Annotated in this window: 23 protein-coding genes, 1 tRNA gene and 1 pseudogene; 19 read left to right on the top strand and 6 right to left on the bottom strand. The window is 65.7% G+C overall.

Going from position 1 to position 26927, the window contains the following annotated elements:
• Positions 1–108 precede the first annotated feature (108 nt).
• Positions 109–3576: a DNA polymerase III subunit alpha gene (gene dnaE, locus QMF22_RS11290; RefSeq protein WP_502846950.1), complete on the top strand. Its 3468-nt coding sequence runs from the start codon at positions 109–111 to the stop codon at positions 3574–3576.
• Positions 3577–3642: 66 nt separating this feature from the next.
• A complete protein-coding gene (locus tag QMF22_RS11285; protein WP_283453576.1) occupies positions 3643–4428 on the top strand; it encodes a lysophospholipid acyltransferase family protein in 786 nt (261 codons plus the stop codon).
• A 188-nt stretch (positions 4429–4616) separates the two neighbouring features.
• On the opposite strand, the gene QMF22_RS11280 is transcribed toward QMF22_RS11285, so the two are convergent.
• Complete coding sequence (locus QMF22_RS11280) at positions 4617–5138, bottom strand: flavin reductase family protein (RefSeq protein WP_283454085.1); 522 nt, start codon at positions 5136–5138, stop codon at positions 4617–4619.
• 172 nt (positions 5139–5310) lie between these two features.
• Between QMF22_RS11280 and hisD the strand changes: the two genes are divergently transcribed.
• The 7 genes from hisD to QMF22_RS11245 all read left to right on the top strand — a co-directional run bounded on the left by hisD (position 5311) and on the right by QMF22_RS11245 (position 12121).
• Positions 5311–6615, top strand: coding sequence for a histidinol dehydrogenase (hisD, locus tag QMF22_RS11275; protein WP_283453574.1), 1305 nt, complete (start codon positions 5311–5313; stop codon positions 6613–6615).
• A 60-nt stretch (positions 6616–6675) separates the two neighbouring features.
• Entirely contained in the window at positions 6676–7191 is a 516-nt protein-coding gene (nrdR, locus tag QMF22_RS11270; protein ID WP_283453572.1) for a transcriptional regulator NrdR, read from the top strand.
• Between the two features lie 6 nt (positions 7192–7197).
• On the top strand, positions 7198–8238 hold the full coding sequence (locus tag QMF22_RS11265; protein ID WP_283453571.1) for a quinone-dependent dihydroorotate dehydrogenase: 1041 nt from the start codon (positions 7198–7200) through the stop codon (positions 8236–8238).
• A gap of 212 nt (positions 8239–8450) precedes the next feature.
• Complete coding sequence (locus QMF22_RS11260; protein WP_283453569.1) at positions 8451–9536, top strand: ABC transporter substrate-binding protein; 1086 nt, start codon at positions 8451–8453, stop codon at positions 9534–9536.
• Positions 9537–9708: 172 nt separating this feature from the next.
• Positions 9709–10506, top strand: coding sequence for an ABC transporter ATP-binding protein (locus QMF22_RS11255; protein WP_283454083.1), 798 nt, complete (start codon positions 9709–9711; stop codon positions 10504–10506).
• The gene (locus QMF22_RS11250; protein WP_283453567.1) at positions 10503–11315 is read left to right on the top strand and encodes an ABC transporter permease; all 813 of its coding nucleotides are present in this window, start codon (positions 10503–10505) and stop codon (positions 11313–11315) included. The genes QMF22_RS11255 and QMF22_RS11250 overlap by 4 nt, the downstream gene beginning before the upstream one ends.
• Positions 11312–12121 (top strand): ABC transporter permease, encoded by an 810-nt coding sequence (locus tag QMF22_RS11245; protein WP_283453565.1) that lies wholly within the window; start codon positions 11312–11314, stop codon positions 12119–12121. The genes QMF22_RS11250 and QMF22_RS11245 overlap by 4 nt, the downstream gene beginning before the upstream one ends.
• A 34-nt stretch (positions 12122–12155) precedes the next feature.
• On the opposite strand, the gene QMF22_RS11240 is transcribed toward QMF22_RS11245, so the two are convergent.
• Positions 12156–13178 carry an App1 family protein phosphatidate phosphatase gene (locus QMF22_RS11240; protein WP_283454080.1) on the bottom strand — a complete coding sequence of 341 codons (1023 nt, stop codon included), beginning with the start codon at positions 13176–13178 and terminating at the stop codon, positions 12156–12158.
• A gap of 148 nt (positions 13179–13326) precedes the next feature.
• Here QMF22_RS11240 and QMF22_RS11235 point away from each other — a divergent pair, with 148 nt between their 5' ends.
• The 4 genes from QMF22_RS11235 (at position 13327) to QMF22_RS11220 (ending at position 16513) form a co-directional block, all read left to right on the top strand.
• Positions 13327–14004 (top strand): TetR/AcrR family transcriptional regulator, encoded by a 678-nt coding sequence (locus tag QMF22_RS11235; protein WP_283453564.1) that lies wholly within the window; start codon positions 13327–13329, stop codon positions 14002–14004.
• 183 nt (positions 14005–14187) lie between these two features.
• Positions 14188–15078 carry an ABC transporter ATP-binding protein gene (locus QMF22_RS11230; RefSeq protein WP_283453561.1) on the top strand — a complete coding sequence of 297 codons (891 nt, stop codon included), beginning with the start codon at positions 14188–14190 and terminating at the stop codon, positions 15076–15078.
• The gene (locus QMF22_RS11225) at positions 15075–15761 is read left to right on the top strand and encodes an ABC transporter permease (protein WP_283453559.1); all 687 of its coding nucleotides are present in this window, start codon (positions 15075–15077) and stop codon (positions 15759–15761) included. The genes QMF22_RS11230 and QMF22_RS11225 overlap by 4 nt, the downstream gene beginning before the upstream one ends.
• Entirely contained in the window at positions 15758–16513 is a 756-nt protein-coding gene (locus QMF22_RS11220; protein WP_283453557.1) for an ABC transporter permease, read from the top strand. Before QMF22_RS11225 ends, QMF22_RS11220 begins: the two co-directional genes overlap by 4 nt.
• Before the next feature lie 77 nt (positions 16514–16590).
• On the opposite strand, the gene QMF22_RS11215 is transcribed toward QMF22_RS11220, so the two are convergent.
• Positions 16591–16725 (bottom strand) — tRNA-Trp (locus QMF22_RS11215).
• On the opposite strand from QMF22_RS11215, the pseudogene QMF22_RS11210 reads away from it, so the two are divergent.
• A pseudogene (locus QMF22_RS11210) lies at positions 16683–17420 on the top strand (ABC transporter substrate-binding protein); the annotation flags it as partial. The gene QMF22_RS11215 and the pseudogene QMF22_RS11210 sit on opposite strands and share 43 nt — an antisense overlap.
• A 10-nt stretch (positions 17421–17430) precedes the next feature.
• Here QMF22_RS11210 and QMF22_RS11205 read toward each other — a convergent pair.
• Both QMF22_RS11205 and QMF22_RS11200 read right to left on the bottom strand, forming a co-directional pair.
• On the bottom strand, positions 17431–18420 hold the full coding sequence (locus QMF22_RS11205) for a M56 family metallopeptidase (RefSeq protein ID WP_283453555.1): 990 nt from the start codon (positions 18418–18420) through the stop codon (positions 17431–17433).
• Positions 18421–18443: 23 nt separating this feature from the next.
• Positions 18444–18830, bottom strand: coding sequence for a BlaI/MecI/CopY family transcriptional regulator (locus tag QMF22_RS11200; RefSeq protein WP_283453553.1), 387 nt, complete (start codon positions 18828–18830; stop codon positions 18444–18446).
• Between the two features lie 108 nt (positions 18831–18938).
• Between QMF22_RS11200 and QMF22_RS11195 the strand changes: the two genes are divergently transcribed.
• The 4 genes from QMF22_RS11195 to cydC are packed head-to-tail and all read left to right on the top strand — an operon-like array spanning position 18939 to position 24775.
• The gene (locus tag QMF22_RS11195) at positions 18939–20360 is read left to right on the top strand and encodes a cytochrome ubiquinol oxidase subunit I (RefSeq protein ID WP_283453550.1); all 1422 of its coding nucleotides are present in this window, start codon (positions 18939–18941) and stop codon (positions 20358–20360) included.
• A gap of 21 nt (positions 20361–20381) precedes the next feature.
• Complete coding sequence (cydB, locus tag QMF22_RS11190; protein WP_283453548.1) at positions 20382–21401, top strand: cytochrome d ubiquinol oxidase subunit II; 1020 nt, start codon at positions 20382–20384, stop codon at positions 21399–21401.
• A gap of 4 nt (positions 21402–21405) precedes the next feature.
• On the top strand, positions 21406–23082 hold the full coding sequence (gene cydD / locus QMF22_RS11185; RefSeq protein WP_283453546.1) for a thiol reductant ABC exporter subunit CydD: 1677 nt from the start codon (positions 21406–21408) through the stop codon (positions 23080–23082).
• Positions 23075–24775 (top strand): thiol reductant ABC exporter subunit CydC, encoded by a 1701-nt coding sequence (cydC, locus tag QMF22_RS11180; RefSeq protein WP_283453544.1) that lies wholly within the window; start codon positions 23075–23077, stop codon positions 24773–24775. Before cydD ends, cydC begins: the two co-directional genes overlap by 8 nt.
• Positions 24776–24778: 3 nt before the next feature.
• Here the strand turns inward: cydC and QMF22_RS11175 are convergent, their stop codons facing one another.
• On the bottom strand, positions 24779–25414 hold the full coding sequence (locus tag QMF22_RS11175; RefSeq protein WP_283453542.1) for a DedA family protein: 636 nt from the start codon (positions 25412–25414) through the stop codon (positions 24779–24781).
• Positions 25415–25501: 87 nt separating this feature from the next.
• On the opposite strand from QMF22_RS11175, the gene QMF22_RS11170 reads away from it, so the two are divergent.
• A complete protein-coding gene (locus QMF22_RS11170) occupies positions 25502–26920 on the top strand; it encodes an anthranilate synthase component I family protein (protein WP_283453541.1) in 1419 nt (472 codons plus the stop codon).
• Positions 26921–26927 lie beyond the last annotated feature (7 nt).

The following is a 26927-nucleotide window of genomic DNA, read 5'->3' as shown; positions in this document are numbered from 1 at the left end:
AGGCCGACTCGTCCCTAACCGTTCCACCAACTCGTCGGAGTCCCTGTGAGTAACCCGGTCAGTGCCACTGACAATTTCGTCCACCTGCACGTGCACAGCGAATATTCCATGCTCGACGGCGCCGCCCGGGTGAAACCCCTGATCAAGGCGGCAGTCGAGCAGGGGATGCCGGCGGTCGCGATCACCGACCACGGCAACGTGTTCGGAGCATTCGATTTTTGGAAGAGCGCGACCGACGCCGGCATCAAGCCGATCATCGGCACGGAGGCGTACATCACCCCGGGCACCGATCGGCGCGACAAGACCCGGGTTCGCTGGGGTACGAGCGGCCAGAACCGTGACGACGTCGGTGGCGCCGGCTCATACACGCACATGACGCTGCTCTCCGAGAACACGGCGGGCATGCACAACCTGTTCCGGCTCTCGTCGAAGGCAAGCCTCGAGGGCTACTACTTCAAACCGCGCATGGACCGCGAACTGCTCAGCCAGTTCTCCAAAGGCTTGATCGGCACCACGGGATGCGTCGGTGGCGAGGTGCAGACCCGCCTGCGCCTCGGTCAGTACGAGGAGGCCAAGAAGGCCGCCGGCGACTTCCAGGACATCTTCGGCAAGGAGAACTTCTTCTGCGAGATCATGGACCACGGCATCGACATCGAGCGCCGCACCATGACCGACCTGCTCAAGCTGGCCAAGGAGCTCGACCTGCCGCTGCTGGCCAGCAACGACCTGCATTACACCCACGCTCACGATGCCACCGCGCACGCCGCGCTGCTCTGCGTGCAGTCGGCGTCGACCCTCGACGACCCGAACCGGTTCAAGTTCGACTCCAACGAGTTCTACCTCAAAACAGCCGCGCAGATGCGGCACCTGTTTCGGGACCACCCCGAGTCCTGCGACAACACGCTGCTCATCGCCGAGCGCTGCGAGGTGGAATTCAACACCCAAGCCAACTACATGCCCCGTTTTCCCTGCCCGGAGGGTGAGAACGAGGAAAGCTGGTTCATCAAGGAGAACGAGATCGGGCTGGCCAAGCGCTACCCGAAGGGCATCCCCGCAGATGTGCGGAAGCGTGCCGACTACGAAATCGGCATCATCGTGCAGATGGGGTTTCCCGGCTACTTTCTGGTCGTCGCCGACTTCATCATGTGGTCCAAGCAGCAGGGAATCCGCGTCGGCCCCGGCCGTGGTTCGGGTGCCGGCTCGATGGTCGCCTACGCGATGGGCATCACCGACCTCGACCCGCTCGTGCACGGCCTCATCTTTGAGCGGTTCCTCAACCCCGACCGTGTCTCCATGCCCGACTTCGACGTCGACTTCGACGAGCGTCGCCGCGGTGAGGTCATCAAGTACGTCACCGAGAAGTACGGCGAGGAACGCGTCGCCCAGATCGTCACCTACGGCACCATCAAGGCCAAGCAGGCCCTGAAAGATGCCTCCCGCGTGCTCGGCTTTCCGTTCGGTATGGGCGACAAGCTCACTAAGGCCATGCCGCCGGCCATCATGGGTAAGGATGTGCCCCTCACCGGCATGTTCGACAAGGACCACCCGCGCTACCGCGAAGCAGCCGACTTCCGCGCCGTGATCGAGAGTGACCCCGAGGCCCGCACCGTCTTCGACACCGCTCTCGGCCTCGAAAACCTCAAACGGCAGTGGGGCGTGCACGCCGCCGGCGTGATCATGTCGAGCGATCCCCTGATCGACATCATCCCGATCATGAAACGTGAAGCGGATGGCCAGGTAGTCACCCAATTCGACTACCCGGCTTCCGAAGCCCTCGGGCTGATCAAGATGGACTTTTTGGGGCTGCGCAACCTCACCATCATCGACGACACGCTCGACAACATCGCCGTGAACCGCGGCCACCGACCCGTACTCGAGGACCTTGGCCTCGAAGACCCGGCCGCATACGAACTGCTCGCCCGCGGCGACACCCTCGGCGTGTTCCAGCTGGACGGCGGCCCGATGCGGGCCCTGCTGCGGCTCATGAAACCCGACAACTTCGAAGACATCTCGGCCGTGATCGCGCTCTACCGGCCCGGCCCCATGGGCGCCAACTCGCACACCAATTATGCGCTGCGTAAAACCGGCGTGCAGGAGATCATCCCGATCCACGAGGAGCTCGAAGAGGCCCTGAAGGACGTCATCGGCAACACCTACGGCCTGATCGTGTACCAGGAGCAGGTCATGTCGATCGCGCAGGTGCTCGCCGGCTTCACGCTCGGTGAAGCCGACCTGCTGCGCCGGGCGATGGGTAAGAAGAAGAAGTCCGAGCTAGACAAGCAGTTCGAGGGCTTCTCCAAGGGCATGCAGGACCGCGGCTATTCCATGGATGCCGTCACCACGGTCTGGAATATCCTGCTGCCGTTCTCCGATTACGCCTTCAACAAGGCACACTCTGCCGCCTATGGCGTGCTGTCCTACTGGACCGCCTACCTCAAGGCCGTCTACCCGGCCGAATACATGGCAGCCCTGCTCACGAGCGTCGGCGACTCCCGCGACAAGCTCGCGCTCTACCTCAACGAGTGCCGCCGCATGGGCATCCAGGTGCTGGCACCCGACGTCAACGAGTCGATCGGTTTCTTCGCGGCCGTGGGTACGGACATCCGCTTTGGTTTGGGTGCCGTGCGCAACGTGGGCTTCAACGTGGTCGAGGCCATTCGCGGTGCTCGCGAGGAGAAGGGGCGCTTCGAGTCGTTCCACGACTTTCTGCGCAAGGTGCCGCTTCCGGTCGCCAACAAGCGCACGATCGAATCCCTGGTCAAGGCCGGGGCGTTCGACTCGCTCGGCGCGACGCGGCGCGGCATGGTTGAGATTCACGAATCCGCCGTCGAATCGGCTGTCAAGATCAAGCGCGAAGAGAGCAACGGCAACATCGGGTTCGACTTCGACAGCCTGTTCGACGAACCGCAGGACACCGAGCAGGTGCCAGACCGGCCCGAGTGGAGCAAGAAGGAGAAGCTCGCCTACGAACGCGACATGCTCGGTCTCTACGTGTCCGACCATCCGCTCGCCGGGCTCGAGATACCGCTCGCCAAGCATGCGAGCACCACGATCGCCGACTTGATTGCCTCAGAGTCGACCGAGGACGGCGACACGGTGACCGTGGCCGGCCTGATCACCAGCGTGCAGCACCGTGTCGCGAAGAAGTCGGGCAACCAGTACGGCATGATCCAGGTCGAGGACTTCGGCGGTGAGATCACCGCGATGTTCATGGGCAAGGCCTATCTCGAGTTTGCGCCTGATCTGATCAGCGACTCGGTCGTCGTGGTGCGCGGACGGGTGAGCCTGCGCGACGACGGCATGAACCTGCACGCGTTCAGCGTGTTCCAGCCCGAGCTCGGGCAGGGTTCCGACCAGAGCATGGTCTCGATCACTGTGGGGGAGGCCCGTGCGACGACGGACACGGTGAGTGCGCTCGGTGAGATTCTCAAGCGCCATGCCGGCGACGCCGAGGTGCGCCTCAAACTGGTCAAGGGTGACGTGGCCCGGGTATTCGAGCTGCCGCACCGGGTGAAGGTGAGTGCCGACCTGTTCGGCGAGCTCAAGAGTATTCTCGGCCCGAACTGCCTGACCTGATCCTCGACCGAATTTCTTCACCGCGGGCCGCAGATGACTGACAGGATGCCAGCCTAGGCTGGTTGCATGCACACGCGAGAGCCGATCTACCAGGCCGCCATCGGAGCCGGGCGAGCCCTGTTCGGACTGCTTCGAGTGCGCCGCACCGTCACCGGGACCGGGCAACTGCCGGCCACCGGAGGAGCTGTCCTCGCCATCACCCACTTCGGGTACCTGGACTTCGCCCTGGTCGAGTGGGTGACCTGGCTGCACAACCGCCGCCATATCCGGTTCATGGCCAAGAAGGGTGCCTTCGACCAGAAACTGGTCGGGCCCCTGCTGCGCGGCATGAAGCACATCTCGGTCGACATGGAGAGCGGCGGCGCGGCCTACGCGGAGGCCGTCGAGGCCCTGCGCGCCGGCGAACTGCTCGGAGTCTTCCCTGAGGGCGGAGTCAACGCCTCGTTCACCGTGCGGGAGCTCAAGACGGGTGCGGTGCGCATGGCACTGGCCGCAAACGTGCCTATCATTCCGGTGGCGGTGTGGGGCGGGCATCGGCTGATGACCAAGAACCATCGTTCGACGCTGCGGGAGCGGCTCGGCGTGCCGGTCAGCATCCGCTTTGGGGAACCTTTTTCAGCGCATGCCGCTGGCCGCGTTGACGACGACGTCGCGGTGACCACCTTGCGGCTCCACGACACCCTGCAGGCCCTCGTTGACGCCGTTCAGGCGGAGTATTCGGTGCCCGGCGACGGCCAGTGGTGGCAGCCAGCGCACCTCGGCGGAACGGCGCCGACTCCGGCCGAGGCAGCGGTGGCCGAAGCTGAACGTCGTCGTCGCAAGGCTGCCGAAAAGCTGGCCGCCCAGAAGTAGCCGCGCGGCTCGACTCTTTGTGGCCGAACGGACACGACGCTCGAGATGCCAACTTCGTGCCTCACAGACGCCGCCTGCGGGCAGGAGACGACATCTTCGGCCACATCGGCTCTGCCGCGGGCCATGGGGACGAAAGTCGCTTCTCGCGCCAAAGTTGCCCCTGTGCTCCGCGATGTGGCAGGGCAAGGTTAGACAGCGGCACCCGGAACCCGGTAGGTGCGCTCGTGATAGAGCAGGGCCTCGTCGTCGGTGCCCATGCCGCCGCCCTCGATTTGCACGACCACGACGGCGTTGTTGTGCACCGAGACGCGCTCGACGATGCGGCCGATCATCCAGCTGGTCACCCCGGCCAACACTGGCAGCCCGTACGGGCCGGGCTGCCAGTGATCGCCGATGAAACGGTCGGCGTGGGGGCCGGCGAGCTTTTGGGCGATGGGCCGGTTTTGGGCGCCCAGCATGTGGATGACCACGCGGTCGGCGGCGGCGATCGCCGCCCAGGAGCTGGCCGAGCGGGCCATGTTGAACGTGGCCAGGGGCGGAACAGCCGACAAGGAGGCCAGTGAGGTCGCCGTGAAGCCGACCGGGCTGCCGTCGGGGTCGAGCGTGGTGATCGCGGCCACACCGGCAGCGTGGCGGCGGAACGCGTGTTTGAACGCGGCGAGGTCGTCGGGCGCATTGGGGTCGGCGGCCAGCGGCGGGGCCGCCGGCAGGGTCACGGCGGGGTCAGTAGCGACTGCAGCAGGCGCGGGCCGGCTGGAGACGGGCCGAGTAGATACTGGGGGTTCAACGTTGCTTTGCATACTCAACCAACAATCTGTTTCAGCCTCAGCCTATTCCCGCGCACTGATTGTTACGCCTCATGGACGGATAGGCTAAGCCACGATGATCCAGACTATTGACCTTCGCGGAAGCGAGCCCACGCCGGCCGCGCTCCTGGCCTCCGTTCCGCGCGCCCTGACCAGCGTCGCTGTCGCCACCGACATCGCGGCCGAACTGATCGCCGACGTGCGAGCGCGGGGCGGAGCCGCCCTGCTCGACCAGGCCGAACGCCTCGACCGGGTGCGTCCAGGCCAGGTGCGCGTTCCGGCCAGCCACATTGCGCATGCCGTCGCCGGGCTCGACCCGGCCGTGCGCACCGCAATCACCGAGACCATCCGCCGGGTGCGCCTGGCCAGTGCCGCGCAGGTTCCGCCTGCTGCGACGACCACGATCGAGGCCGGTGCCACCGTCACCCAGCGCTGGCAGCCGGTGAACCGGGTCGGACTCTACGTTCCCGGCGGCAAGGCCGTCTACCCCTCGAGCGTGGTGATGAACGTCGTGCCCGCTCAGGTTTCCGGGGTGCGTTCCATCGCCCTCGCTTCGCCGCCGCAGAGCCACTTCGACGGCCGCGTGCACCCGACCATCCTCGCCGTCGCCGGCCTGCTCGGCGTCGATGAGATCTATGCCATGGGCGGCGCCGGCGCTATCGGTGCCCTCGCCTACGGCGTCGAAGACATCGGACTCGACCCGGTGCAGATCGTCACCGGCCCCGGCAACGTCTACGTCGCGGCCGCCAAGCGGCTCATTCGCGGCCAGGCCGGCATCGACTCGGAGGCCGGCCCCACCGACATTCTCGTGATAGCGGATGCCGCCGCCGACCCGCTGCTCGTCGCCGCCGATCTGGTCAGTCAGGCCGAGCACGACGAACTTGCGGCCGCCGTTCTGGTGACCGATTCGATCGAACTCGCCGATGCGGTAGCGGCGCGCCTTGCCGTGCTGGCGGCATCCACTACCCACAGCGAACGGGTGACCGCGTCGCTCGGCGGACGCCAGTCGGCCATCGTGCTGGTCGATGACCTGCACGTCGCGGCCGGGTTCAGCAACGCCTTCGCACCGGAACACCTCGAGATTCAGACGAGTGATCCCGACGCCGTGCTGGCCGAAATCGAGAACGCGGGAGCGATTTTTCTTGGACCGTACTCGCCGGTGAGCCTCGGCGACTACGTCGCCGGCTCCAACCACGTTCTGCCCACTGCGGGAGCGGCACGATTCTCCTCCGGCCTGGGTGCCTACACGTTCCTGCGGCCGCAGCAGGTCGTGCGCTACAGCCGTGAAGCGCTAGGGGCGGTCGCCGGCCACATCGCGGCGCTCTCCAATGCCGAGGCACTGCCCGCGCACGGAGACGCCGTCACCGCCCGCTTCGAGTAGGTCCCGCTCTGGCGAAAGCGGAGTAGCAGGGGCGGCGGGGACCGCTAGGCTGGGGGCACAATGTTCTGCCCGTTCTGTCGCCACCCCGATTCCCGAGTCGTCGACTCGCGCACGAGCGACGACGGACTCTCGATTCGCCGCCGCCGGCAGTGCCCGGAATGCGGCCGCCGCTTCAGCACCACCGAGACCGCCAGCCTCAACATCATCAAGCGCAGCGGCGTGGTGGAGCCGTTCAGCCGCGAGAAGATCGTCTCCGGCGTGCGTAAAGCCTGCCAGGGCCGACCGGTCACCGACTCCGACCTCGCCATGCTGGCCCAGAAGGTCGAAGAATCCATTCGCCAGACCGGGGCATCGCAGGTCGATGCCAACGATATTGGCCTGGCCATTCTGCCGCCGCTTCGTGACCTGGATGAGGTCGCCTACCTGCGATTCGCCAGCGTCTACCAGGGCTTCGACTCCCTCGACGACTTCGAAGCGGCCATCAGGCAGCTGCGTACCGAGCACGCGACACGTTTGAAACCGGTGCAGACAGCGGATGCCGTCGACGCGCCGGTCACCACCGCCACCAAACCCTAGGGCTCGATGTATCCGCTGTTCTTCAAATACGTGCTGACCCGGATGGATCCCGAACGGGCCCACCACCTCGCCTTCACCGTCATCCGACTGTTGCCGACGCTCGGTATCGGCCGTTTGGTGCACCGGTTCACCCGCCCGCGAACCGACCTCGGCGTCGACACCCTCGGCCTGCACTTCGACTCGCCCTTCGGCGTGGCGGCCGGTTTCGACAAGGACGGCGAGGCCGTCATCGGACTCGGCCAGCTCGGCTTCGGCCACGTCGAGGTCGGCACGCTGACCGCCGTGGCCCAGCCCGGCAACCCGGCACCGCGCCTGTTTCGGCTCTTGGCCGACCGCGCGGTCATCAACCGCATGGGCTTCAACAACCACGGCGCCGCTGCGGCCGTCGGTCGGTTGACGCGCGTTCGGGCTGTCGCCGGTCGCCCCGTGCTCGGCATAAACATCGGCAAGAGCCGTGTCACCGCCGTCGAGAAAGCCACGGCCGACTATCTGCAGAGCGCCGAAACCCTCGCCGCCCTCGCCGACTACCTCGTCGTCAACGTGAGTTCGCCCAACACCCCCGGGCTGCGCGGACTGCAGGAACTCGACCAGCTCGCGCCGCTGCTGACGGCAGTCAAGGGCGCTGCCGGTGCCACCCCGTTGCTGGTCAAGATCGCTCCCGACCTGGGCGATGCCGAAGTCGCCCGCATCGCGACCCTCGCCGTGGAACTCGGCCTCGACGGCATCATCGCCACCAACACCACGATCTCCCGCACCGGTCTGAGAACGGATGCCGCCATCGTCGACGCCGCTGGAGCCGGCGGCCTGTCCGGCGCCCCGTTGCATGCCCGGTCATTGGCCATTCTCCTGCAGATACGCGCCGTCGTCCCGGCCGATTTCTGCGTCATCTCCGTCGGCGGAGTGGACTCGGCCGCTCAGGTGGCCGAACGCCTCGCGGCCGGAGCAACCCTCGTGCAGGGCTATACGGCCTTCCTCTACCGCGGACCGCTCTGGGCCCGCCAGATCAATCGCGGGCTCGACCGCATCCTTACCGGGACCAGTCGCTAATCGGTGAGAGCCGGCTAAACTGGTATTGCGGAGGGTCTCCTCCGTTTTTGGTCATCCGTTCGAAACAAAGTCGAACTCGAACTGATATGTGACACGCCTACACTGCCATTTCCGGGCGTTCTCCACTCGCGATAATTCCCGTCGGTTCGCGTTTTCGCACCACAGCAGCTGTATTCCCACAGCGCCCTTGCACCCCCGAGAGGAACCCCGCAATGACCCCATCCAGAGGCTCTTTCAATAGTCGAACCGCAACCCGGGTTGTGCGCGGTGTCGCGGTCGCGGCCGTGCTGGCACTCTCGCTTGCTGCCTGCGCGGGCACTGACGACGCGAAAGTGGGCGCCGATGGTGCGGCGGCATCGTTCGGTGACGCGAGCATCCAGTTCAGCTGGATCAAGAACGCCGAATTCATGGGCGAGTACATCGCCGACAAGAACGGCTACTTCACCGAGGCCGGGCTCGACTCGGTCGACATGATCGAGGGCCCCGCCTCGATCGAAGCCGCCGTCATCTCGGGCAACGCCGATATCGGCATCGGCAACGCGATCTCCACCGGCACGATCATCGCCAACGAGGGTGCGCCGCTCAAGATCATCGGCGCCACGTACCAGAAGAACCCCTTCACCATCCTGTCGCTGGCTGACAACGGCAATATTGCCACCCTCGACGACCTCAAGGGCAAGACCATCGGTGTTCAGGCGAGCAACCTCAGCCTCTGGGAGGCCTTCCTCAAGGTCAACGACATCGATGAGAGTTCCCTGACCACCCTCCCGGTGCAGTACGACCCGACCCCGCTGTTCAACGGAGAGGTCGACGGCTGGTTCTCCTATCTCACCAATGAGTCGATCGACGCCGAGCTCAAGGGGCTGGGCCCGGTCAACCTGCCGCTGGCCGACTTCGGCCTGCCGTTCGTCGCCGAGACTCTCACGGTCACCGACGATGCCATCAGGAACGACCGCGAGAAGCTCAAGGCCCTGCTCGTCGCCGAAATTCGCGGCTGGACCGACGCCATCAACGACCCGGATACTGCGGCGAAACTCACCGTCGACACCTACGGGCCGACCTTCGACCTGACCATCGAGAAGGAGACCCGCCAGGCCGAGATCCAGTCCAGCGACCTCGTCGTGAGCGCGGATACCGTGGCCAACGGCCTGTTCTCGATCAGCAGGGAACTGCAGCAGCAGAGCATCGACACGCTCGCAGCGACCGGCCTCACGATCACGGCGGGCCAGCTGTTTGATATGACTTTGCTCGACGAGGTCTACGCCGAAAACCCCGACCTGCTCGCCTACAGCAAGTAGCTCAAACAGTGGTTGGGTATCCGGCAGAACGCATCGAGCGTTCAGCGGATGCCCGGCCGGTACCTAAAATAGTCATCTGCCCCTCAATACCTGGCAGGTCCGCCAGCGCTAAGGAGCGACCCACGTGAGTAGTACTGATGCCGGAGTTCGTGACTCGGTAGCGACACCGGATATTGGGGGCCAGGCCGGGGGCACCGGCCTGCACATCTCCGAGCTGCATAAGGTCTTCGCGGTCGGGCGCAAAGAAGTCGTCGCCCTCGACAATGCCAACCTTCACACCGACAAGGGCAGCTTTCTGTCCTTGCTCGGCCCTTCCGGGTGCGGCAAATCGACCATCCTGCGCATTCTGGCCGGCTTGGAACAGCCCACGAGCGGCACAACTCGGGTCGACGGCAAGAGCCCGCAGCAACTTCGGCACGGGCACCAGCTCGGCATCGCCTTTCAGGATTCCGCTCTGTTGCCCTGGCGCAGCGTGCGTTCGAACATTCGGCTCCCGTTCGAGGTCGCGCGCATTCCCGTCGACGACGCCTATGTCGACGAACTGATCGCCCTCGTCGGCCTCACGGGGTTCGAGAAGGCCAAGCCGGCCCAGCTCTCCGGCGGGATGAAGCAGCGCGTGTCGATCGCCCGATCGCTCGTGCTCAAGCCCTCGGTGCTGTTGCTGGATGAGCCGTTCGGGGCCCTTGACGACATGACCCGGCAGCGACTCAACCTCGAGCTGCTGCGCATCTGGACCCAGAAACCGGCCACGACTCTGATGGTCACACACGGCATCGCCGAAGCCATTTTCCTCTCCGACCATGTCGCCGTCATGAGCGCCAGGCCCGGCCGGGTCAAGGAAGTCATCGACGTCGACCTTCCACGGCCCCGATTGCCCGAGATGATGCGTTCGCCCGAGTTCCACGCGCTGCACGACCGCGCCTCCGACCTGCTCTTCAGTGATGCGGCAGCCTCGGGCGCTGACCAGTGATCCGAAGTTCGCTGCGGGCCCTGCCGGCCTGGGCGACCGGCCTGATCGGCGGTGCGATCGTCATCGCCCTATGGTGGATCGGCGCCGTCACCGTTTTTGCCGAGGTCGGTTCCATGCCCGGTGGTGCGGTTCCCACCCCGCTCGACGTGCTCACACAACTCGTCAGCGACGGCCCAGCGTTCTACCTGCCGCACGTCAGCGTCACTGTGCTCGAAGCGCTGATCGGCTTCGCCTGGGGCACCGGACTGGCTCTGGCCCTCGCCGCCCTCGTGTTGCTGCTGCCGCGCATCGAGAAGATCGCGATGCAGATCGCAGTGATCACGTACTGCATTCCCATCGTCGCCATCGGCCCGATCGCCTACATCGTGATCGGGGCGCCGAGCGCGGGCGACCCGGCCGGGACAGCAGTCTTCCTCGCCGCGATGTCGGTGTTCTTCACGACCGTCATCGGCTCACTGGTCGGCCTCAAGGCAGCGGATGCCGCCAGCCTCGACCTCATAACCGTCTACGGTGGCAGCAGGTTCACCCAGTTGCGCAAGGTGCGCCTGATCGCCGGACTGCCGAGCGTGCTCACCGCGCTGCAGATCGCCGCACCGGCCGCGTTCATCGGAGCCATTCTGGGGGAGTACCTCGGCGGAGTCAGCCGCGGGCTGGGAATCGCCATGCTCGTGGCCGGCTCAACGGCCAACGTCGACCGGGTCTGGAGCCTCGCGCTCGTCGCCGGGGTCACCGCGGGTCTCGGCTACGCGATCTTTGCGGTCATCCTCCGTTTTGCCGCGCCGTGGACCACCGGACGGAGCAACCGATGAGCTTTGCACGCGTGGCGCTCGTGACCGTGGCGCGCGGTCTGGCGACCGGGCTCACTACTCTCGTTCTCGTGCTGGTGGCCTGGCAGGGACTGCTGCTGCTGCTCGACGTGTCGCCATTTTTGGTCAAGGGACCCCTCGACGTCTGGACCTGGCTCGCCACAGTTCCCGAAGCCGCCGACAATCGCGCCATGGTGTTCGGCAACCTGGTCGTGACCCTGGGCGACGCCTTTCTCGGATTCGTCGCCGGCCTTACCTGCGCCCTGCTGCTCGCGGTCGTGTTCACCCTGTTTCGGGGCATCGAGCATGCCCTGATGCCGATCGCCCTGCTGCTGCGCTCGGTGCCGCTCGTGGCTCTCGTTCCCGTCATCAGCCTCATCACCGGGCGCGGCCTCACCACCGCCGTGGTGATGGGCGCCATCGTCGTCCTGTTCCCCGCCCTCGTGAACATCGCCTTCGGGCTGCGCTCCTCATCACCGCAGATCAGTGACGTGATCACCGTCTACGGCGGCAGCGCCTTCACCACCCTGCGCAAGGTGGCGCTGCCGAGCTCCCTGCCCTCGTTCTTCGCCGCGGTGAAGATCTCGGTGCCCGGCGCCATCACCGGTGCGCTGCTGGCCGAATGGCTGACCACCGGCCAGGGCCTGGGCAACTCGATCGTCGCCGCCGTAGCCAAGGTGCAGAACTCGGAGGTATGGGCATCCGTCGTGGTCATCACCATCGTGTCGCTGGCCCTCTACGGTCTCGCGCAGGTCGTGGAGACCCTGGTGCTGCGCCGAATGAGCATGGAACAGAGCACCGCGAGCTGACCCGGCGCCCATCGCCGGGTCTCGCGCAGGCGGGCTAGAGCAGACCGCGCTCGGCCAGCTGATTGGCCAGACTCGAGCCGTCTGGCCCGTACACCCAGGGGGCCTCGGGGCCGCCCTCGATCAGCACGGCATCGCGGGAGCGACCGCCGGCGAGCACCGCTTCGCTCGGGGATAGTTGGCGGATGGCTACGGCCGCGACGCTGCCCGGATAGTCGCGTTGAAAGTCGCTGTAGATGGCCTCGTCGTGCTGGCCGTCGTCGCCGATCAAAATCCAGCGCATTTCAGGGAACTGTTCGGCGAGCCGACGCAAATTGTCACGTTTGTGGGCACTGCCGCTGCGGAACCAGCGGTCGTGGGTCGGGCCCCAGTCGGTCAGGAGCAGCGCCCCGGCGGGATACAGGTTGCGGGACAGGAAACGCGACAGGGTGGGCGCCACGTTCCAGGCACCCGTCGACAGATAGATGACCGGGGCACCGGGGGTGAAGGAGGCCAGACGTTCCAGGAACACAGCCATGCCCGGGGTCGGTACGCGGGCATGTTCGTCGAGCACGAACGTGTTCCAGGCGGCCAGCAACGGGCGGGGGAGCGTGGTGACCATCACGGTGTCGTCGACGTCGGAGACGACGCCGTAGCCGACAGTGGGTGCCACGATGAAGAGCGGGGCTTCGGCCACGGCCGAGAATTCGGTGTGCAGCCGGGCAACGTGCCAGCCGGCGGGCAGCGAGACCGGAACCACGGTGTCGACGACCCCGCCGCGATCGGCCTGCACCCGATGCGTCTGGCCGTCGATCTCAATCGTGACGGTGACGTCGTTCACCGGCACGCTCGTGAAGCTGCGCCAGCCTCGAATGCCGGCGTCGCGGCCATCCGCTCGGGGGCGTTTGGTGCGCTTCGCCGGCTTGTCCGGCTTGGCCAGAAGTACCCGGCAGAGGATGCGCACCCAGGCCGTCGATCCGTAGCCGGTGTACGGAATGACGGTGGGCTGATAGCCGCGGCGACGGGCGGAATGCTCCCGACGGTCGTGCAGCCAGTCTTCGATACGGGCCGCGCGGTGCATGATTCGCTCGGGACTTGGCGCACTCGGCGTGGCGTCTGGGGAATCTGGCACCCTCTCATTCTGCCATGTTTGCTGTGCATCCCCCGATCAACCAAGTGGGAATGGGGTTTTACCCCGTAGGATGGTGACTTATCTTCAAGGGGGATAAATGACGCGTGGTGGCCTAATAGGTGAAGAGACCGGTGCAGCACTGCAGCAGGTGCGTACCGAGCCGATTCAGCAGCGCAGCGCTGCACGGCTGTCCGGTTTGCTCGATGCGGCTGCGGCTGTCGTGGACGAGGTCGGTTTCGACCGCATCACGACCGCGATGATCGCGGATCGTGCCGGTGCCTCGATCGGGACTGTGTACCGCTACTACCCGGACCGGGTGGCCGTTTTGCACGCTCTGCACGAGCGTGCGGTTGTGCGCTTTCGGCAGCGAGTCGTCGACGAGCTCGGCGCGAGCACCCTCACCTCCTGGTGGGACGCGGTGGACTGCGTCGTGACGGCATTTGTCGGCCTCTACCGCTCGGAGCCGGGCTTTCGCATCGTGAACTTCGACGACCGCGATGGCGCGCCCGCCGTCGACGCGGTAGCGGATGCCGACTTCTTCGCCCGCCGCCTCGCTGACGTGCTCGTCAACGAGTTCGATCTGCCGGCCGGCGACGACCTGATCTTTCGACTCGAAGTCGCCGTCGAGATGGCCGACGCGCTGCTCGCGCGCGCCTTCCACACCGATCCGCTCGGTGACGAGCGTTTCATCGCCGAGTGCCGCTTGGTTCTGCGCGACTACCTCGATCGTTTCTACAGCCCGCAAGCACTGAACCTGCTGGCAACCGCGTCATAGCGGGCATTAAAAGCCGGGCGACCCACCGGTCGCCCGGCTTTTTTGGGTTTATGGGCTGCGCGTGTTCGCTGTTGGATAAATCTTTGTGCGCAATCTGTTTTGCCTGTCGCTTCAAATAGTGATTGGGTTAGCATCTGGTTTGTGTTGAACCGACCCGACCGATGCGAGGAGCGAGCCACCAGGATGATTGAATTCCACTCGGTGACGAAACGGTTCCCCGACGGCACCCTTGCCGTCGATGATTTCAGCCTCGTCCTGCCCTCGCACAAGATCACCGTCTTCGTCGGAACGTCGGGGTCGGGAAAAACGACCCTGCTGCGCATGATCAATCGCATGGTTGATCCGACCAGCGGGTCGATCGAGATCGACGGAGCAGATATCGGTACCCTCGAGCCGGTCAAGCTACGGCGCGGCATCGGCTACGTCATGCAGAACTCCGGGCTGCTGCCCCACCGCAGGGTCATCGACAACGTCGCCACCGTGCCGATGCTGCGCGGAATGCCCAAGAAGAAAGCCCGCGACGAAGCTCTCCACCTGCTCGACACGGTCGGACTGGACCGTTCACTCGCCAACCGGTATCCCAGCCAGCTCTCCGGTGGCCAGCAACAACGCGTCGGCGTGGCGCGTGGCCTCGCCGTCAACCCCAATATTCTGCTCATGGACGAGCCGTTCGGTGCGGTGGACCCGATTGTGCGCGCCGAACTGCAGCAGGAACTACTGCGATTACAACAGGAACTGGGCAAGACGGTGGTCTTCGTCACCCATGACATCGATGAAGCCTTTCTGCTCGGCGATCAAGTGGTCATCCTGCGCACCGGCGGCAAGGTGGCCCAGGTCGGTTCACCCGCCGAGATCCTGGCGAACCCCATTGACGAGTTCGTGGCAACGTTTGTCGGCGCCGATCGTGGCAAGCGATCCCTGCACCTGGAGAACCACGGCGATGGCGACATCGTGGTCGACGAAACCGGGCGTCTTGCTGGCGTGCTCGTGGGCGAACGCTCATCGGCCGGCTCAGAGTCAAAGGCCGGTCCTCGCGGACCGGGTGCTTCGGCGCAGGGTGGGGATTCGCGGTGACCTGGATCTGGTCGAATCTGGACCTCATTTGGGATCGCACGTTCGATCACCTCATCCTCAGCGTGCCCTCGATCATTCTCAGCTTCGTCATCGCGCTCCCGTTCGGTGCTCTGGCACACCGTTACCGTACGAGCCGCGCCGTCATCCTCACCACGGTCGGGCTGCTCTACGCCATCCCTTCCCTGCCATTGTTCATCGTGCTGCCCTTCATCGTGGGCACGAGCATCCGCTCGCCGTTGAACCTGATCATCGCGCTCACGCTCTACGGTGTGGCTTTGATGGTGCGGGTGGTAGCGGACGGCCTCGGTTCCGTCGATCGCGACGTGCAGCAGTCCGCGACCGCCGTCGGCTTCTCGGGGTGGACGTCATTTTGGCAGGTTGAGCTGCCGCTGGCCGGTCCCGTGCTGCTGGCCGGCCTGCGCGTGGTGGCGGTCAGCACGGTGAGTCTCGCCACGGTCGGTGCCGTGATCGGCGCGCAAAGCCTCGGCAGCCTGTTCACCGACGGATTCCAACGGGGAATCCAGGCGGAGATCATCGCGGGTACCCTTGCCACCGTGTTGCTCGCCCTCGTGCTGGATGCCATCCTCGTGCTGATCGGACGACTGCTGATGCCGTGGACCAGACGCAGCGCCATCGGCGTGAGGGTTCGGCCAGACACTGTCGCGCAGGAGGTGACCGCGTGAACTTTGTGACCGAAACCGTCGCGTGGCTGATCGACCCGGCGAACTGGGTCGGAGCCGGTGGAATTCCGACACGTTTGGTCCAACATCTGTTGTTCACTCTGGTGACCCTCGTCCTTGCCGCAGTGATCGCCGTGCCGATCGGGTTCCTCATCGGGCACACCGGCCGCGGCCGGGGGCTCGCCGTGGCTACGTCCGGCGCATTCCGGGCAATTCCCACGCTGGGACTGCTCACCCTGGTCGCCCTCTGGGTGGGAATCGGGCTGAATGCGCCCTACGTGGCCTTGACCGTGCTCGCCATTCCGCCAATTCTGGCCGGTGCCTATACCGGCTTCGAGGCGATTGATCGCAAGATCATCGATGCTGCGCGGGCGGTCGGCATGTCCGAGGCCCAGATCGTGCTCAAGGTCGAGCTTCCGTTGGGGCTGCCCCTGCTGATCGGGGGACTTCGCTCGGCCACCCTGCAGGTCGTCGCGACGGCCACGCTGGCTGCGTACGTCGCTGATTTCGGCCTTGGCCGTTACCTCTTCGAGGGCTTGCGAATCCGCGACTACGGCGAGATGCTCGGCGGATCGATCCTGGTGATCCTGCTCGCCATCGTGTTGGAGGGCGTCTTCGCACTCGCGCAAAAATTGGTCGTTCCCCGCGGCGTCACGGCGGGACTTCCCACAGATATCCGCGACGGGTCATCCCGATCCCGCCCGGCGATGGAATCCACCATCAAGGAAGGAACAAGTCATGTTCGCAATGAATAGAGGCCGGCTCACGCTCATCGGCGTGGTCGCGGTTGGGGCCGTCGTAGCCCTTGCAGGGTGTGCGTCGGGGGACCCCCTGGCGGAACCAGCGAGTAGCGCCGGGGGTTCTACCATCGTGGTCGGCTCGCAGGCGTACTACTCCAACGAGATCATCGCGGAGATCTACTCTCAGGCCTTGGAAGCCGGCGGTTTCACCGTTGACCGACAGTTCCAAATCGGCCAGCGCGAGGTCTACCTGCCCGACATCGAGGCCGGCAAGATCGATGTCTTCCCCGAATATACTGGGGACCTGCTGCAGGCGCTGGACAAGACCGCCGCCGGCGGCACGAGCGACGAGACCTATGAGCAACTCCAAGCCGCCCTGCCCGACAACCTCCGGGTACTCGACCAGGCCGGAGCATCCGACCAGAACTCGTGGACGGTCACCGCCGACTTCGCGACCAAGTACAACCTCACCGACATCGCCTCGCTCATCAACGTCAGCGTGCCGATCACCGTCGGTGGCAACTCTGAACTGGAAACCCGCCCCTACGGACCAACGGCCCTCAAGGAGAAGTACGGGATCCAGACCGCTGGCTTCAAGCCCGTCGAGGATGGTGGAGGCCCGCTCACGGTCAAGGCGCTCGAGGACGGCGACATCCAGCTGGCGAACATCTACACCGCGAGTCCGGCCTTCGAATCGGGCAACCTCGTTGTGCTGGAGGACCCCGACGCGCTGTTCTTGCCCTCCAACGTCGTGCCCGTCGTCTCCGACAAGATCGATGACGCTGCGGCAGCGATCCTCAACAAGGTCAGCGCGGCTCTCACGGAGGACACGCTGGTCCAGTTGAACTCGCAGAGCGTCAACGACGAGCTGTCGGCCGACAAGATCGCGACCGCTTGGTTGACCAAGGAAAAGCTGATCTAGCTGCGGAAGTCTAGGCGCCGAACAGGATGAGCGCCGGCCCGGCCAGGAGCACCGCCGACAGGCTGAGTGCTCCGGCCGTGGCCGTGTAGTGCAGCGGCACGGTCGGATTCACCAGCCGTGCCACTCGCGGCATGACCTGGTGCACCGGATGCTCGGGTTGGGTAACGAGTCCCCGGTCGCCCTCTGAAGCGGATGCGGCGGCGCGAGCCACCGCATCCGCTTCCTTGTCTGGTGGGCGAGTAGCGCCGGCGAGGGCGAACCCGACGAGCGCTATGGCACGGGCCAGGGTCTGGTCGTCAACGACACGGCGGGCACGATCGTCGGCGAGCATCTCGACCAGCAGGGCGACGGCATTTTCGGCGCGGTTGGCGATGGGGAACCACGGCAGCGCGCTGTGCCAGCTTTTGAAAGCAAGCAAGACCAGGTGGTGCTGCTGCACGAGGTGCGCCTGCTCGTGCGCGATCACGGCACGTACCTGATCGGCATCGAGCAGGCGAAGCAGGCCATTGGAGAGGACCGTCGCCGAATGCCCGGCCCCGGGCAGGCAGTAGGCGACCGGTGCCGGGTGGTCAATGACCCGCATTTCCGGGCGCCCGTTCAGCGGATCGCTGAGCAAGGCGATGAGGGTGTGGTGACGCCGGCGCTGCCGCTCGGCTCGCACGAAGGTCGCGAGCAGGTTGAGCAGCAGGTGCGTGCCGAGCAGAATGGCCGCGCCGAGTGCGAGCACATGGGTGAAGCTCGTGCCGCTCGGCAGGGTGCCGGCACGCAGGTTGCCGCCGAGGGTGACAATGCTCGGTCCCAGCATGTTACCGAACGGAACAAGGCCGTAGAGCAGTAGCGAACCGATCATCGACAGGCCGCCGGACAGCGCGATGGCCTGCCAGAGTACGAGGGCTACGCCGGGGGCGCGGGCCGGCCAGGTGGAGCGGGCGAGCACGAGCGGTGCCGGCCAGGCCAGCAGAACGGCGAAGAAGCCGAGCACGACGGCGGCGGTGATCACGGGGTGGTCAGTTCAGGCAGGGATCAGGCGTTGTCGGAGGAGGCGACGGCGAGCAACTGCCGCAGCGTCTCGGCCTCCTGGGGGGTGACGTCGCCGATGAACCGGGCGAGCGCCGCCTGGCGGTCCGGCACCTGGCCGAGCACTTCGTGCATCAGGCCGGCCGTGTGCGCGGCGCGAGTCATGACAGCGGTGTAGGCGTGCGGGCGCAGGCTGCGGTCGCGGGTGACGAAGCCCTTGGTTTCGAGCCGGCTCAGCACGGTCAAAATGGTCGTGGTTGCCAGTTGCTTCGTTGGGGCAGCAGAAATACCGGGCTTGATCAGGCAATCTTTGAGTTCATTCGCCGTCAACGGGGTCGGGGAGTCCCACAGGACATCCATCATCAGCCTCTCGAGCACACCCAAACTTCCCATGTTGTTAACATTACGCTCCGAAACTGTGTTTTCTACGAGTTGTAGAAGAGTAGTGTTCTACGTAGCGTAGAAAAGTTGACGCGCGTGACACAATTTGCTGGAGGGCACATGAACGAGTGGTTGGATCCTTTACTCCTCTCACGGTGGCAGTTCGGTCTCACGACCGTTTATCATTTTCTTTTCGTCCCACTCACCATTGGAATGGCACTCACGGTCGCCATCTTCCAGACGGCTTGGGTGCGCACCGATAAGGCGAAATATCTGCAGCTGACACACTTCTTCGGCAAGATCTTTCTGATCAATTTCGCCATGGGCGTCGTGACCGGAATCGTGCAGGAATTTCAGTTCGGAATGAACTGGTCGGACTACTCGCGCTTTGTCGGCGACGTCTTCGGAGCCCCGCTCGCGTTCGAGGGCATCACCGCCTTCTTCCTCGAGGCCACGTTCATCGGGCTCTGGATCTTCGGTTGGGACAAGCTGCCGAAGAAGATCCACTTGGCCACCATCTGGCTGACCGCGATCGGCACGATCACCTCGGCCTACTTCATCCTCGCTGCGAACGCGTTCATGCAGAACCCGATTGCGGACGCTTACGTCATGAACGAAGAGAAGGGTCGCGCCGAGCTCACCAGCATTGGCGCCCTGCTCACCAACCCGATCGTGCTGGCATCCTTCCCGCACACGATCTTCGCGTGCTTCATGGTCTCAGCCGGCCTGATCATCTCGGTCGCCGCCTGGCACCTCGCCCGCAATCAGCACTTCGACACCATGCGCCCTGCACTCAAGTTCGGCATGTGGATGATGATCATCGCCGGCGTTCTCACGACACTCTCCGGCGACCAGCTCAGCCTGATCATGACCGAAGTTCAGCCGATGAAGATGGCCTCGGCCGAAGCGATGTACGTCACCGCGACCGGCGCGAACGCCTCCTTCTCGATCTTTACGCTCGGCACCCCCGACGGCGTCAGCGAGCTGTTCTCGGTGCGCATCCCGTACCTGCTCTCCTTCCTCTCCACGCACACGTTCGACGGCACGGTTGAGGGCATCAACAACCTGCAGGCCCAGTACGTCGAGGCCTACGGCCCCGGCGACTACTCCCCGACCATCTGGATCACCTACTGGGCGTTCCGCTGGATGATCGGACTCGGCCTCGCCCACATGCTCATCGCCATTGCCGGCCTGTTCTTCACCCGCAAAAGTGCGGCCAAGCCGGCTCGTCCGTGGATGTGGAAGATCGCCATCTGGAGCTTCCCGATGTCCCTTCTCGCCATGAGCGTCGGCTGGACCTTCACCGAGATGGGCCGCCAGCCCTGGCTCGTGTTCGGACTCATGCGCACTGCAGACGGCGTTTCGCCCGGCGTGACCGGCATCGAGATTCTGATCTCGTTGATCGTCTTCACCCTGCTCTACGGAATCCTCGCGGTGGTCGAGTTCAAGCTCATCCTCAAGGCCGTTCAGAAGGGCCCGGACGATGCTCCGGTTCAGGGCGCCGAATCCGGCGAACTCCAGCAAGCTGTCACGGTCTACTAGAACGGTTAGCGGGAATACACAATGGATCTCACAATTCTCTGGTTCTGGATCATCGCTGCGATGTTCATCGGGTACTTTGTGCTCGATGGCTTCGACTTCGGGGTCGGAATGTCCCTGCCATTTCTCGGCAAGGACGACACCGATCGCCGCGTTCTCATCAACACCATCGGCCCGGTCTGGGACCTCAACGAAACCTGGGTCATCGTCGCCGGCGCCTCACTGTTCGCAGCGTTCCCCGAGTGGTACGCGACCATGTTCAGCGGCTTCTACCTGGCTCTGCTGCTCATTCTGGTTGCACTGATTCTGCGCGGTGTGTCGTTTGAATACCGCCACCAGCGCCCCGAATCCACCTGGAAGAAGTGGTTCGACGGCATGATCATCGTCGGTTCGGCCGTTCCGGCGCTGCTCTGGGGTGTCGCCTTCGCCAACGTCGTGCGCGGCGTCAAGCTCGACGCCAACCACGACTACATCGGCACCTTCTTCGACCTGCTGAACCCCTACGCCCTGCTCGGCGGCGTCACCACGCTGCTGCTGTTCTTCGTGCACGGGGTCGTCTTCGTCTCGCTCAAGACCGAGGGCGACATCCGGGTCCGGGCTCGGAAGCTCGCCACCAAGGCCGGCATCGTGACGATCGTAGTCGCGGCCAGCTTCCTGGTCTGGACAACCTTTGCGTACGGTACCGTGGCATCCGCTATCTTCGCCGCCCTGGCCGCTGTCGCGCTGATCGCCTCCTTCCTGGCCAACCTGCGCGGCGCCGAACGGCTCGCGTTCGGCCTCATGGCTGCCACGATCGGTCTCGCCGTTCTCACCCTGTTCGCCTCGCTGTTTCCCGACGTCATGCCGGCCAGCAACAACGCAGCGAACAGCCTGACCATCGCGAACGCCTCCTCGTCGACCTACACGCTCGGTGTGATGAGCTGGACCGCGCTGATCGGGATGCCCGTCATCCTGCTCTACCAGGGCTGGACGTACTGGGTGTTCCGCAAGCGCATCGGCCGGGCGCACATCGAGTCGGCACGCACTGAGGTCGCCGTACACTAAAACGGTGCGCCCCCTCGATCCTCGCCTTCTCCGATACGCCCACGCAGCGCGCCGATTTCTTCTGATCGGCGCGCTGCTGGGCTTCGCGCAAACCCTCGTCGTCATCGCGTTCGCCTGGCTGCTGACCCGGACGATCACGCTCACCGCCGCGGGGGAGTCCCTCAGCACGATCATGTCGACCCTGGCCGCCCTGGCCTGCGTCGTCGTGGTGCGCTCGGTGCTCATCTGGCTGCTCGAAGTGGCGGCCAACCGCGGTGCCGCCCAGGTCAAGAGCCAACTGCGGGCCCGCGTCATGGCCAAGCTCGCCGAACGCGGCCCCGACTGGGTCGCTTCCCAGCAGAGCGCCCGCCTGTCGACCGTCGTCACGACCGGTCTCGACGCGCTCGACAACTACTTCGCCCGCTACCTGCCGCAACTGTTGCTGACCATGATCGCCACACCGATTCTGATCGCGGTCATTCTCTGGCAGGATCTCGCGAGCGGCCTCACGGTCATCATCGTGATTCCTCTGATTCCCGTCTTCATGATTCTCATCGGCAAGGTCACCCAGTCGGTGCAGCAGGAACAGTGGAAGGCACTGCAGCGCCTCTCCACCGGATTTCTGGATGTGGTCGGGGGCCTCGGCACGCTCAAGATCTACGGTCGAGAACGACGCCAGTTCGACCGGATCCGTTCCATCACCGAGGAATATCGCACCCGCACCATGAAGGTGCTGCGCGTCTCGTTCCTCAGTGGCTTCGTGCTCGAACTCGCCGCGAGCCTCTCGGTGGCCCTCATCGCCGTGTCGATCGGCCTGCGGCTCATCGACGGTGCGCTGCTGCTCGGCGTCGGCCTGTTCGTTCTACTCCTCGCCCCGGAGGCGTTTCTGCCGCTGCGCCAGGTGGGCGCACAGTTTCACGCCGCCGCCGACGGGCTCGCCGCCGCCGAAGAGCTGTTCACCATTCTCGACGATGACTCCGTCGCGACGGTCCCGGCTGTCTCGACAGCGGATGCCGCGGCTGGCGCCGGTCTCGCTTTCCCCTACGCTGGTCAACTCGGCCAGGCAGCCGGCGCCCTTCGTCTGGAGGGTGTCACCGTTCGGCGGGGCGACTCCGTGGTGATCGACCAGCTGCATGCGGAATTTGCCCCCGGCGAGCTGAGCGTTCTGCGCGGAGTCAGCGGGGTCGGCAAGTCGACCCTCGTGGCCGCCCTGCTCGGCTTCGTGCCGTGTACCGGTGCCCTCACGCTCGGCGGCGTCGCCGTTGCGGCCGGAGCGACGCGCCCCTGGTTGGCCTGGTCCGGCCAGCGGCCGGGCCTGTTCCGCGGAACGGTGGCCGAGAACGTGGCGCTGGGGGCGGCATCCGCTGAACCAGGCCGGATCGTGCAGGCGCTCGATTGGGCTGGAGCCGCCGAGGTGTTACCCAGCACCGTTCTCGGGGTGAACGGCGACGGGCTCTCCGGCGGCCAAGCGCAACGCGTCGCCGCTGCCCGCGCCATCTACCGTGCGCTCGCGACCGAGTGCCACGTGCTGATCCTCGACGAACCGAGCTCAGCGCTCGACTCCGACGCCGAAGCCCGCCTCCTGGCCGGCCTTCGCCACCTCGCCGACCAGGGACGCATCGTGATCGTCGTCAGTCACCGGCCGGCCGTGGTCGCCGCCGCAGACCGCGTGATCGAATTGCAGGAGCTGATCCATGTCTGACGTCACCACGGCAGCTCGGGACGTCCTGCGCCTCGCCCAGCCGCGCCCGCGCTGGTTTGCCCCCGGGCTGCTGGCCGGCATCGGCAGCGCCGTCATGGCCGTGGCCCTGCTTGCCTGCTCAGCCTGGCTGATCACCCGCGCGGCCGAAATGCCGTCCCTCGCGCTTTTGGGCATGGCCATCGTCGGGGTGCGCGCCTTCGCCATCTTTCGCTCCGTGCTGCGCTACCTGGAACGCATGACCAGCCACGATGCCGCGTTCCGGCAGCTGGCCGAATTGCGGCTGGGCATTTTTCGCCGCATCGTTCCGGTAGCGCCGGCGGGCCTGGCGAGCACCGGTCGTGGCGACCTGCTGACCCGCCTGGTGCGTGACGTCGACGACCTGCAGGATCTGCCGCTGCGCGTCGTGCAGCCGCTGCTGGTGGCCGGCGTCACCGCGGCACTCAGTGTGATCGGAATCTGGCTGATCGTCCCGATGGCAGGCCTCACCTTGCTCGTCTGCCTGATGCTGGCCGGTGTGCTCGGAACCGTGTTGTCCGGCAGCCTGTCCGCCAGGGCCGACCGCGAACTCGCCCCGCTCCGCGGTGCCCTCGCCGACGAAGTGCTCGAAGTCGTCGAAAACCTCGACGTGCTCACCGCCTTCGATGCCCTCAGCCCGCGCCTGGTGCAGCTCGCACGCACCGATGAGCGCCTGCGGCGCGCCACGCTGCGCCGGTCGGTCGGGGTCGGCGTGCAGTCCGCGGTCGTGGCCCTGTTCGCCGGAGCAGCCACGCTCGGCGCGCTCTTCTTCGGGATCCCGGCGCTCGAGAGCGGGGGTGGGCTGCTCAGCCCGGACCTACTCGTGCCGACTCTCGTCGTCGCCGTGCTCGTGCCGATGGCCGTGTTCGAGGTGTTCGGCATGATTCCCCTCGCTGCCGCGGCTTGGCGTCAGGTGCGGGTCAGCGCGCGTCGCGTGGCCGAGGTCGTTCCGCAGGCTGTGCCCGCCGAAATTCCCGTCGACGTGGTGAAACCGCAGGAGCTTTTTTCTCCCGACCAGGCCTTCGGCCCGGTCGTACTGGAACTGACCGATCTTGACGCGCGGTGGCCCGGCCAGGTCGACACTGCTGTGGCCGGCGTGACCCTGCGACTCGCGCCGGGGGACCGCGTGCACCTTGCCGGCCCGAGCGGCGCCGGCAAGACGACTCTCGCCCAGACGCTCGTGCGCTTCCTCGACTACACCGGTTCCTACCGGCTGAACGGGGTCGAGGCGCGCCTGCTGGCCCAGTCCGAGGTGCGACGCGTGGTCGGACTGTGCGAGCAGCGACCCTGGTTGTTTGACGACAGCATCCGTCAGAATTTGCTGTTCGCCCGCGACACGGCCACGGACGCGGAACTCGAGGCTGTGCTGGCACGCGTCGGCCTGGCGGTGTGGGCTGCCCAGCGCGGCGGACTCGATGCCCGGGTGGGCGAGCGCGGCGCGCTCGTCTCCGGTGGCCAGGCCCAGCGCATCGCCCTCGCCCGGGCCCTGCTGGCTGATTTTCCAGTGCTCATCGTCGACGAGCCCACGGCCAACGTCGACAGTGCGGGGGCGGATGCCCTCGTCCGAGACATTCTGACGGCCGCCGCGGACGCGCATCGAGCCGTTCTACTCATCTCGCACACCCCCGTTCCGGACGAGCTCGTCACAGCGCGGGTGACCCTGCCGGGCCTCCGCTGACGCTCAGTCCATGTGGCGCTGTTCGCGGCGGTGTAGCCACTTCTTGATCAGGAATACCGTGAGCACGAACAGCGCGATCACACCGACGAACAGGTAACCGGCGAAGTGCAGTCGCCCGCTCAGTTCGCGGTAGCCCCCGGCCGCCGCCGATCCGACACTGACATAGGCGAGGGACCAAATGACGCAGGCCGGAACGGTCCACGCCATGAAGGTGCGGTAGCGCATGCGGCTGGCGCCGACGGTGACCGGGATGAGTGAGTGCAGCACCGGCAGAAATCGGGAGATGAACACGGCGACACCGCCGCGCCGGTCGAGGTAATTCTCGGCGCGAATCCAGTTCGGTTCGCCGATGCGTCGGCCGAGTCTGCTGCCGCGAATGAACGGTCCGAAGTGATGTCCGAGGGCAAAGCCGATGCTCTCCCCGGCCAGTGCGCCGACGATCACGGCAGCCACAAGCGTGATGAACTCGACCGGGCCGTCGACCGCAGTGCTGGCCACGATGACGATGGTGTCGCCCGGAACGACCAGCCCTACCAGCACCGAGGTTTCGAGTAACATTCCCAGAAAGGCCAGAAGCGTTCGAATGACCGGGTCGACGCCGGAGACGGTGTCGAGAATCCACGTGAGGATGTCATTCATTTCGCCCAGCCTACGTGCTCGGCGCGATTCAACAAGTCGCCCCGACCGCCGCCGGGCCCGGGCGACGCGCAAAGCTAGGCTGTTCTGGTGAGCGGCACCCTGCAGAGCAAACTCCTGAGCCTTTGGACTGACCCCGGCGCGGCATTCGCGGCACTCTATTCCGACGCCCCCTACGCGTTCTGGCTCGATGCCGGCCCGGACGCTCGCACCGGCGCCAGCTACCTCGGCGCAGCCTCGCCCCGCTCCCGGTTCGTCACCGCGTCCGTGACCCAGGGAACGGTCACGTCCGTCTTTCCGACGGATGCTGCGCCGCCGGTCGTCACGCAGGAGACCATTTTCGAGTTCCTGCGGCGCGACCTGGTCAATGATGAGACGTCACGCCTCTCAGGGATCGACGGGTTCGATCTCGGCTGGGTCGGCTGGCTCGGCTACGAACTCGGCGCGCACACCGTCGGAACGCCCGTGCACGAATCGCGGTACCCGAATGCGGCCCTGCTGGAGGTCGACCGGATGATCCGGTTCGACCACGGTGACCGTACCGTGACGCTCGTGGCGAGCCGGGGCACGGATGATTCGAGCTCGGCCGTGGACGAGTGGTTCGACCAGACCGCCGCGGCGTTGGCGGCGATCCCGCGCGGGTCGGCGTCGGCTTGCGCGGCCACGCCGCGGGCATCCGCTTCAGCGCACTGGAGGCACGACGAAACCCAGTACGCCGTGCTGATTGAGACCTGTTTGGCAGCCATTCACGACGGCGACGCCTACCAGCTATGCCTGACCAATGAGATTCGGGTGCCAGGCCAGTGGCACCCGATCGAAACCTACGGCGTGCTGCGGGCCGGCAGCCCCAGCCACCACGGCGGCGTGCTGCGCTTCGGTGACGTGGCGCTGCTCAGCGCGAGTCCGGAGCAATTTTTGCACGTGGGCCGGGATCGACGCGTGCGCACCAAGCCGATCAAGGGCACCAGGCCGCGCTCGAACGAACCCGGCGACGACGAGCGGCTGAAAAGCGAACTGGCCCAGAGCGACAAGGAGCGCGCCGAGAACCTGATGATCGTCGATCTCATGCGCAACGACCTCGGACGCATCGCCGAGCTCGGCACCGTGACGGTCTCCAGTCTGCTCGCGGTGGAGAGCTACCCGCACGTGCACCAGCTGGTCAGCACCATCGAGGCGCGTCTGGCACCGGGCGTCACGGTGGTCGACGCCATCGAAGCGTGTTTTCCGGCCGGCTCCATGACGGGCGCACCGAAGCGGAGCGCGATGAGCATTCTGGACGCACTGGAGGCCGGGCCGCGGGGCGTCTACTCCGGGGCATTCGGCTATATCGGGCACGGCGGCGTCGCCGACCTGGCCATCGTCATCCGTAGTATCGTGCTCGATTCGTGCGGGGCCAGCATCGGGACGGGGGGCGGAATCACCGCACTTTCCGATGCCGGGGAGGAGATCGAAGAGACCAGAATCAAGGTCGCCGCCCTGCTCGCGAGCCTCGGCGTCGCCGCGCCCTAGTAATCTA

The organism is Cryobacterium sp. PH31-L1 (assembly GCF_030063145.1).
Lineage (GTDB): Bacteria > Actinomycetota > Actinomycetes > Actinomycetales > Microbacteriaceae > Cryobacterium.
Note: the sequence above shows the minus strand (reverse complement) of the source record. Positions and strands in the feature narration are given on the sequence as shown.

Excerpts from the sequence above, each read along its gene's own strand:
- dnaE (WP_502846950.1), top strand. The coding sequence starts at position 109 with ATGCTCGACGGCGCCGCCCGGGTGAAACCCCTGATCAAGGCGGCAGTC.
- QMF22_RS11285 (WP_283453576.1), top strand. The coding sequence starts at position 3,643 with ATGCACACGCGAGAGCCGATCTACCAGGCCGCCATCGGAGCCGGGCGA.
- hisD (WP_283453574.1), top strand. The coding sequence starts at position 5,311 with ATGATCCAGACTATTGACCTTCGCGGAAGCGAGCCCACGCCGGCCGCG.
- nrdR (WP_283453572.1), top strand. The coding sequence starts at position 6,676 with ATGTTCTGCCCGTTCTGTCGCCACCCCGATTCCCGAGTCGTCGACTCG.
- QMF22_RS11265 (WP_283453571.1), top strand. The coding sequence starts at position 7,198 with ATGTATCCGCTGTTCTTCAAATACGTGCTGACCCGGATGGATCCCGAA.
- QMF22_RS11260 (WP_283453569.1), top strand. The coding sequence starts at position 8,451 with ATGACCCCATCCAGAGGCTCTTTCAATAGTCGAACCGCAACCCGGGTT.
- QMF22_RS11245 (WP_283453565.1), top strand. The coding sequence starts at position 11,312 with ATGAGCTTTGCACGCGTGGCGCTCGTGACCGTGGCGCGCGGTCTGGCG.
- QMF22_RS11240 (WP_283454080.1), bottom strand. The coding sequence starts at position 13,178 with ATGCACCGCGCGGCCCGTATCGAAGACTGGCTGCACGACCGTCGGGAG.
- QMF22_RS11235 (WP_283453564.1), top strand. The coding sequence starts at position 13,327 with ATGACGCGTGGTGGCCTAATAGGTGAAGAGACCGGTGCAGCACTGCAG.
- QMF22_RS11230 (WP_283453561.1), top strand. The coding sequence starts at position 14,188 with ATGATTGAATTCCACTCGGTGACGAAACGGTTCCCCGACGGCACCCTT.
- QMF22_RS11200 (WP_283453553.1), bottom strand. The coding sequence starts at position 18,830 with ATGGGAAGTTTGGGTGTGCTCGAGAGGCTGATGATGGATGTCCTGTGG.
- QMF22_RS11195 (WP_283453550.1), top strand. The coding sequence starts at position 18,939 with ATGAACGAGTGGTTGGATCCTTTACTCCTCTCACGGTGGCAGTTCGGT.
- cydB (WP_283453548.1), top strand. The coding sequence starts at position 20,382 with ATGGATCTCACAATTCTCTGGTTCTGGATCATCGCTGCGATGTTCATC.
- cydC (WP_283453544.1), top strand. The coding sequence starts at position 23,075 with ATGTCTGACGTCACCACGGCAGCTCGGGACGTCCTGCGCCTCGCCCAG.
- QMF22_RS11175 (WP_283453542.1), bottom strand. The coding sequence starts at position 25,414 with ATGAATGACATCCTCACGTGGATTCTCGACACCGTCTCCGGCGTCGAC.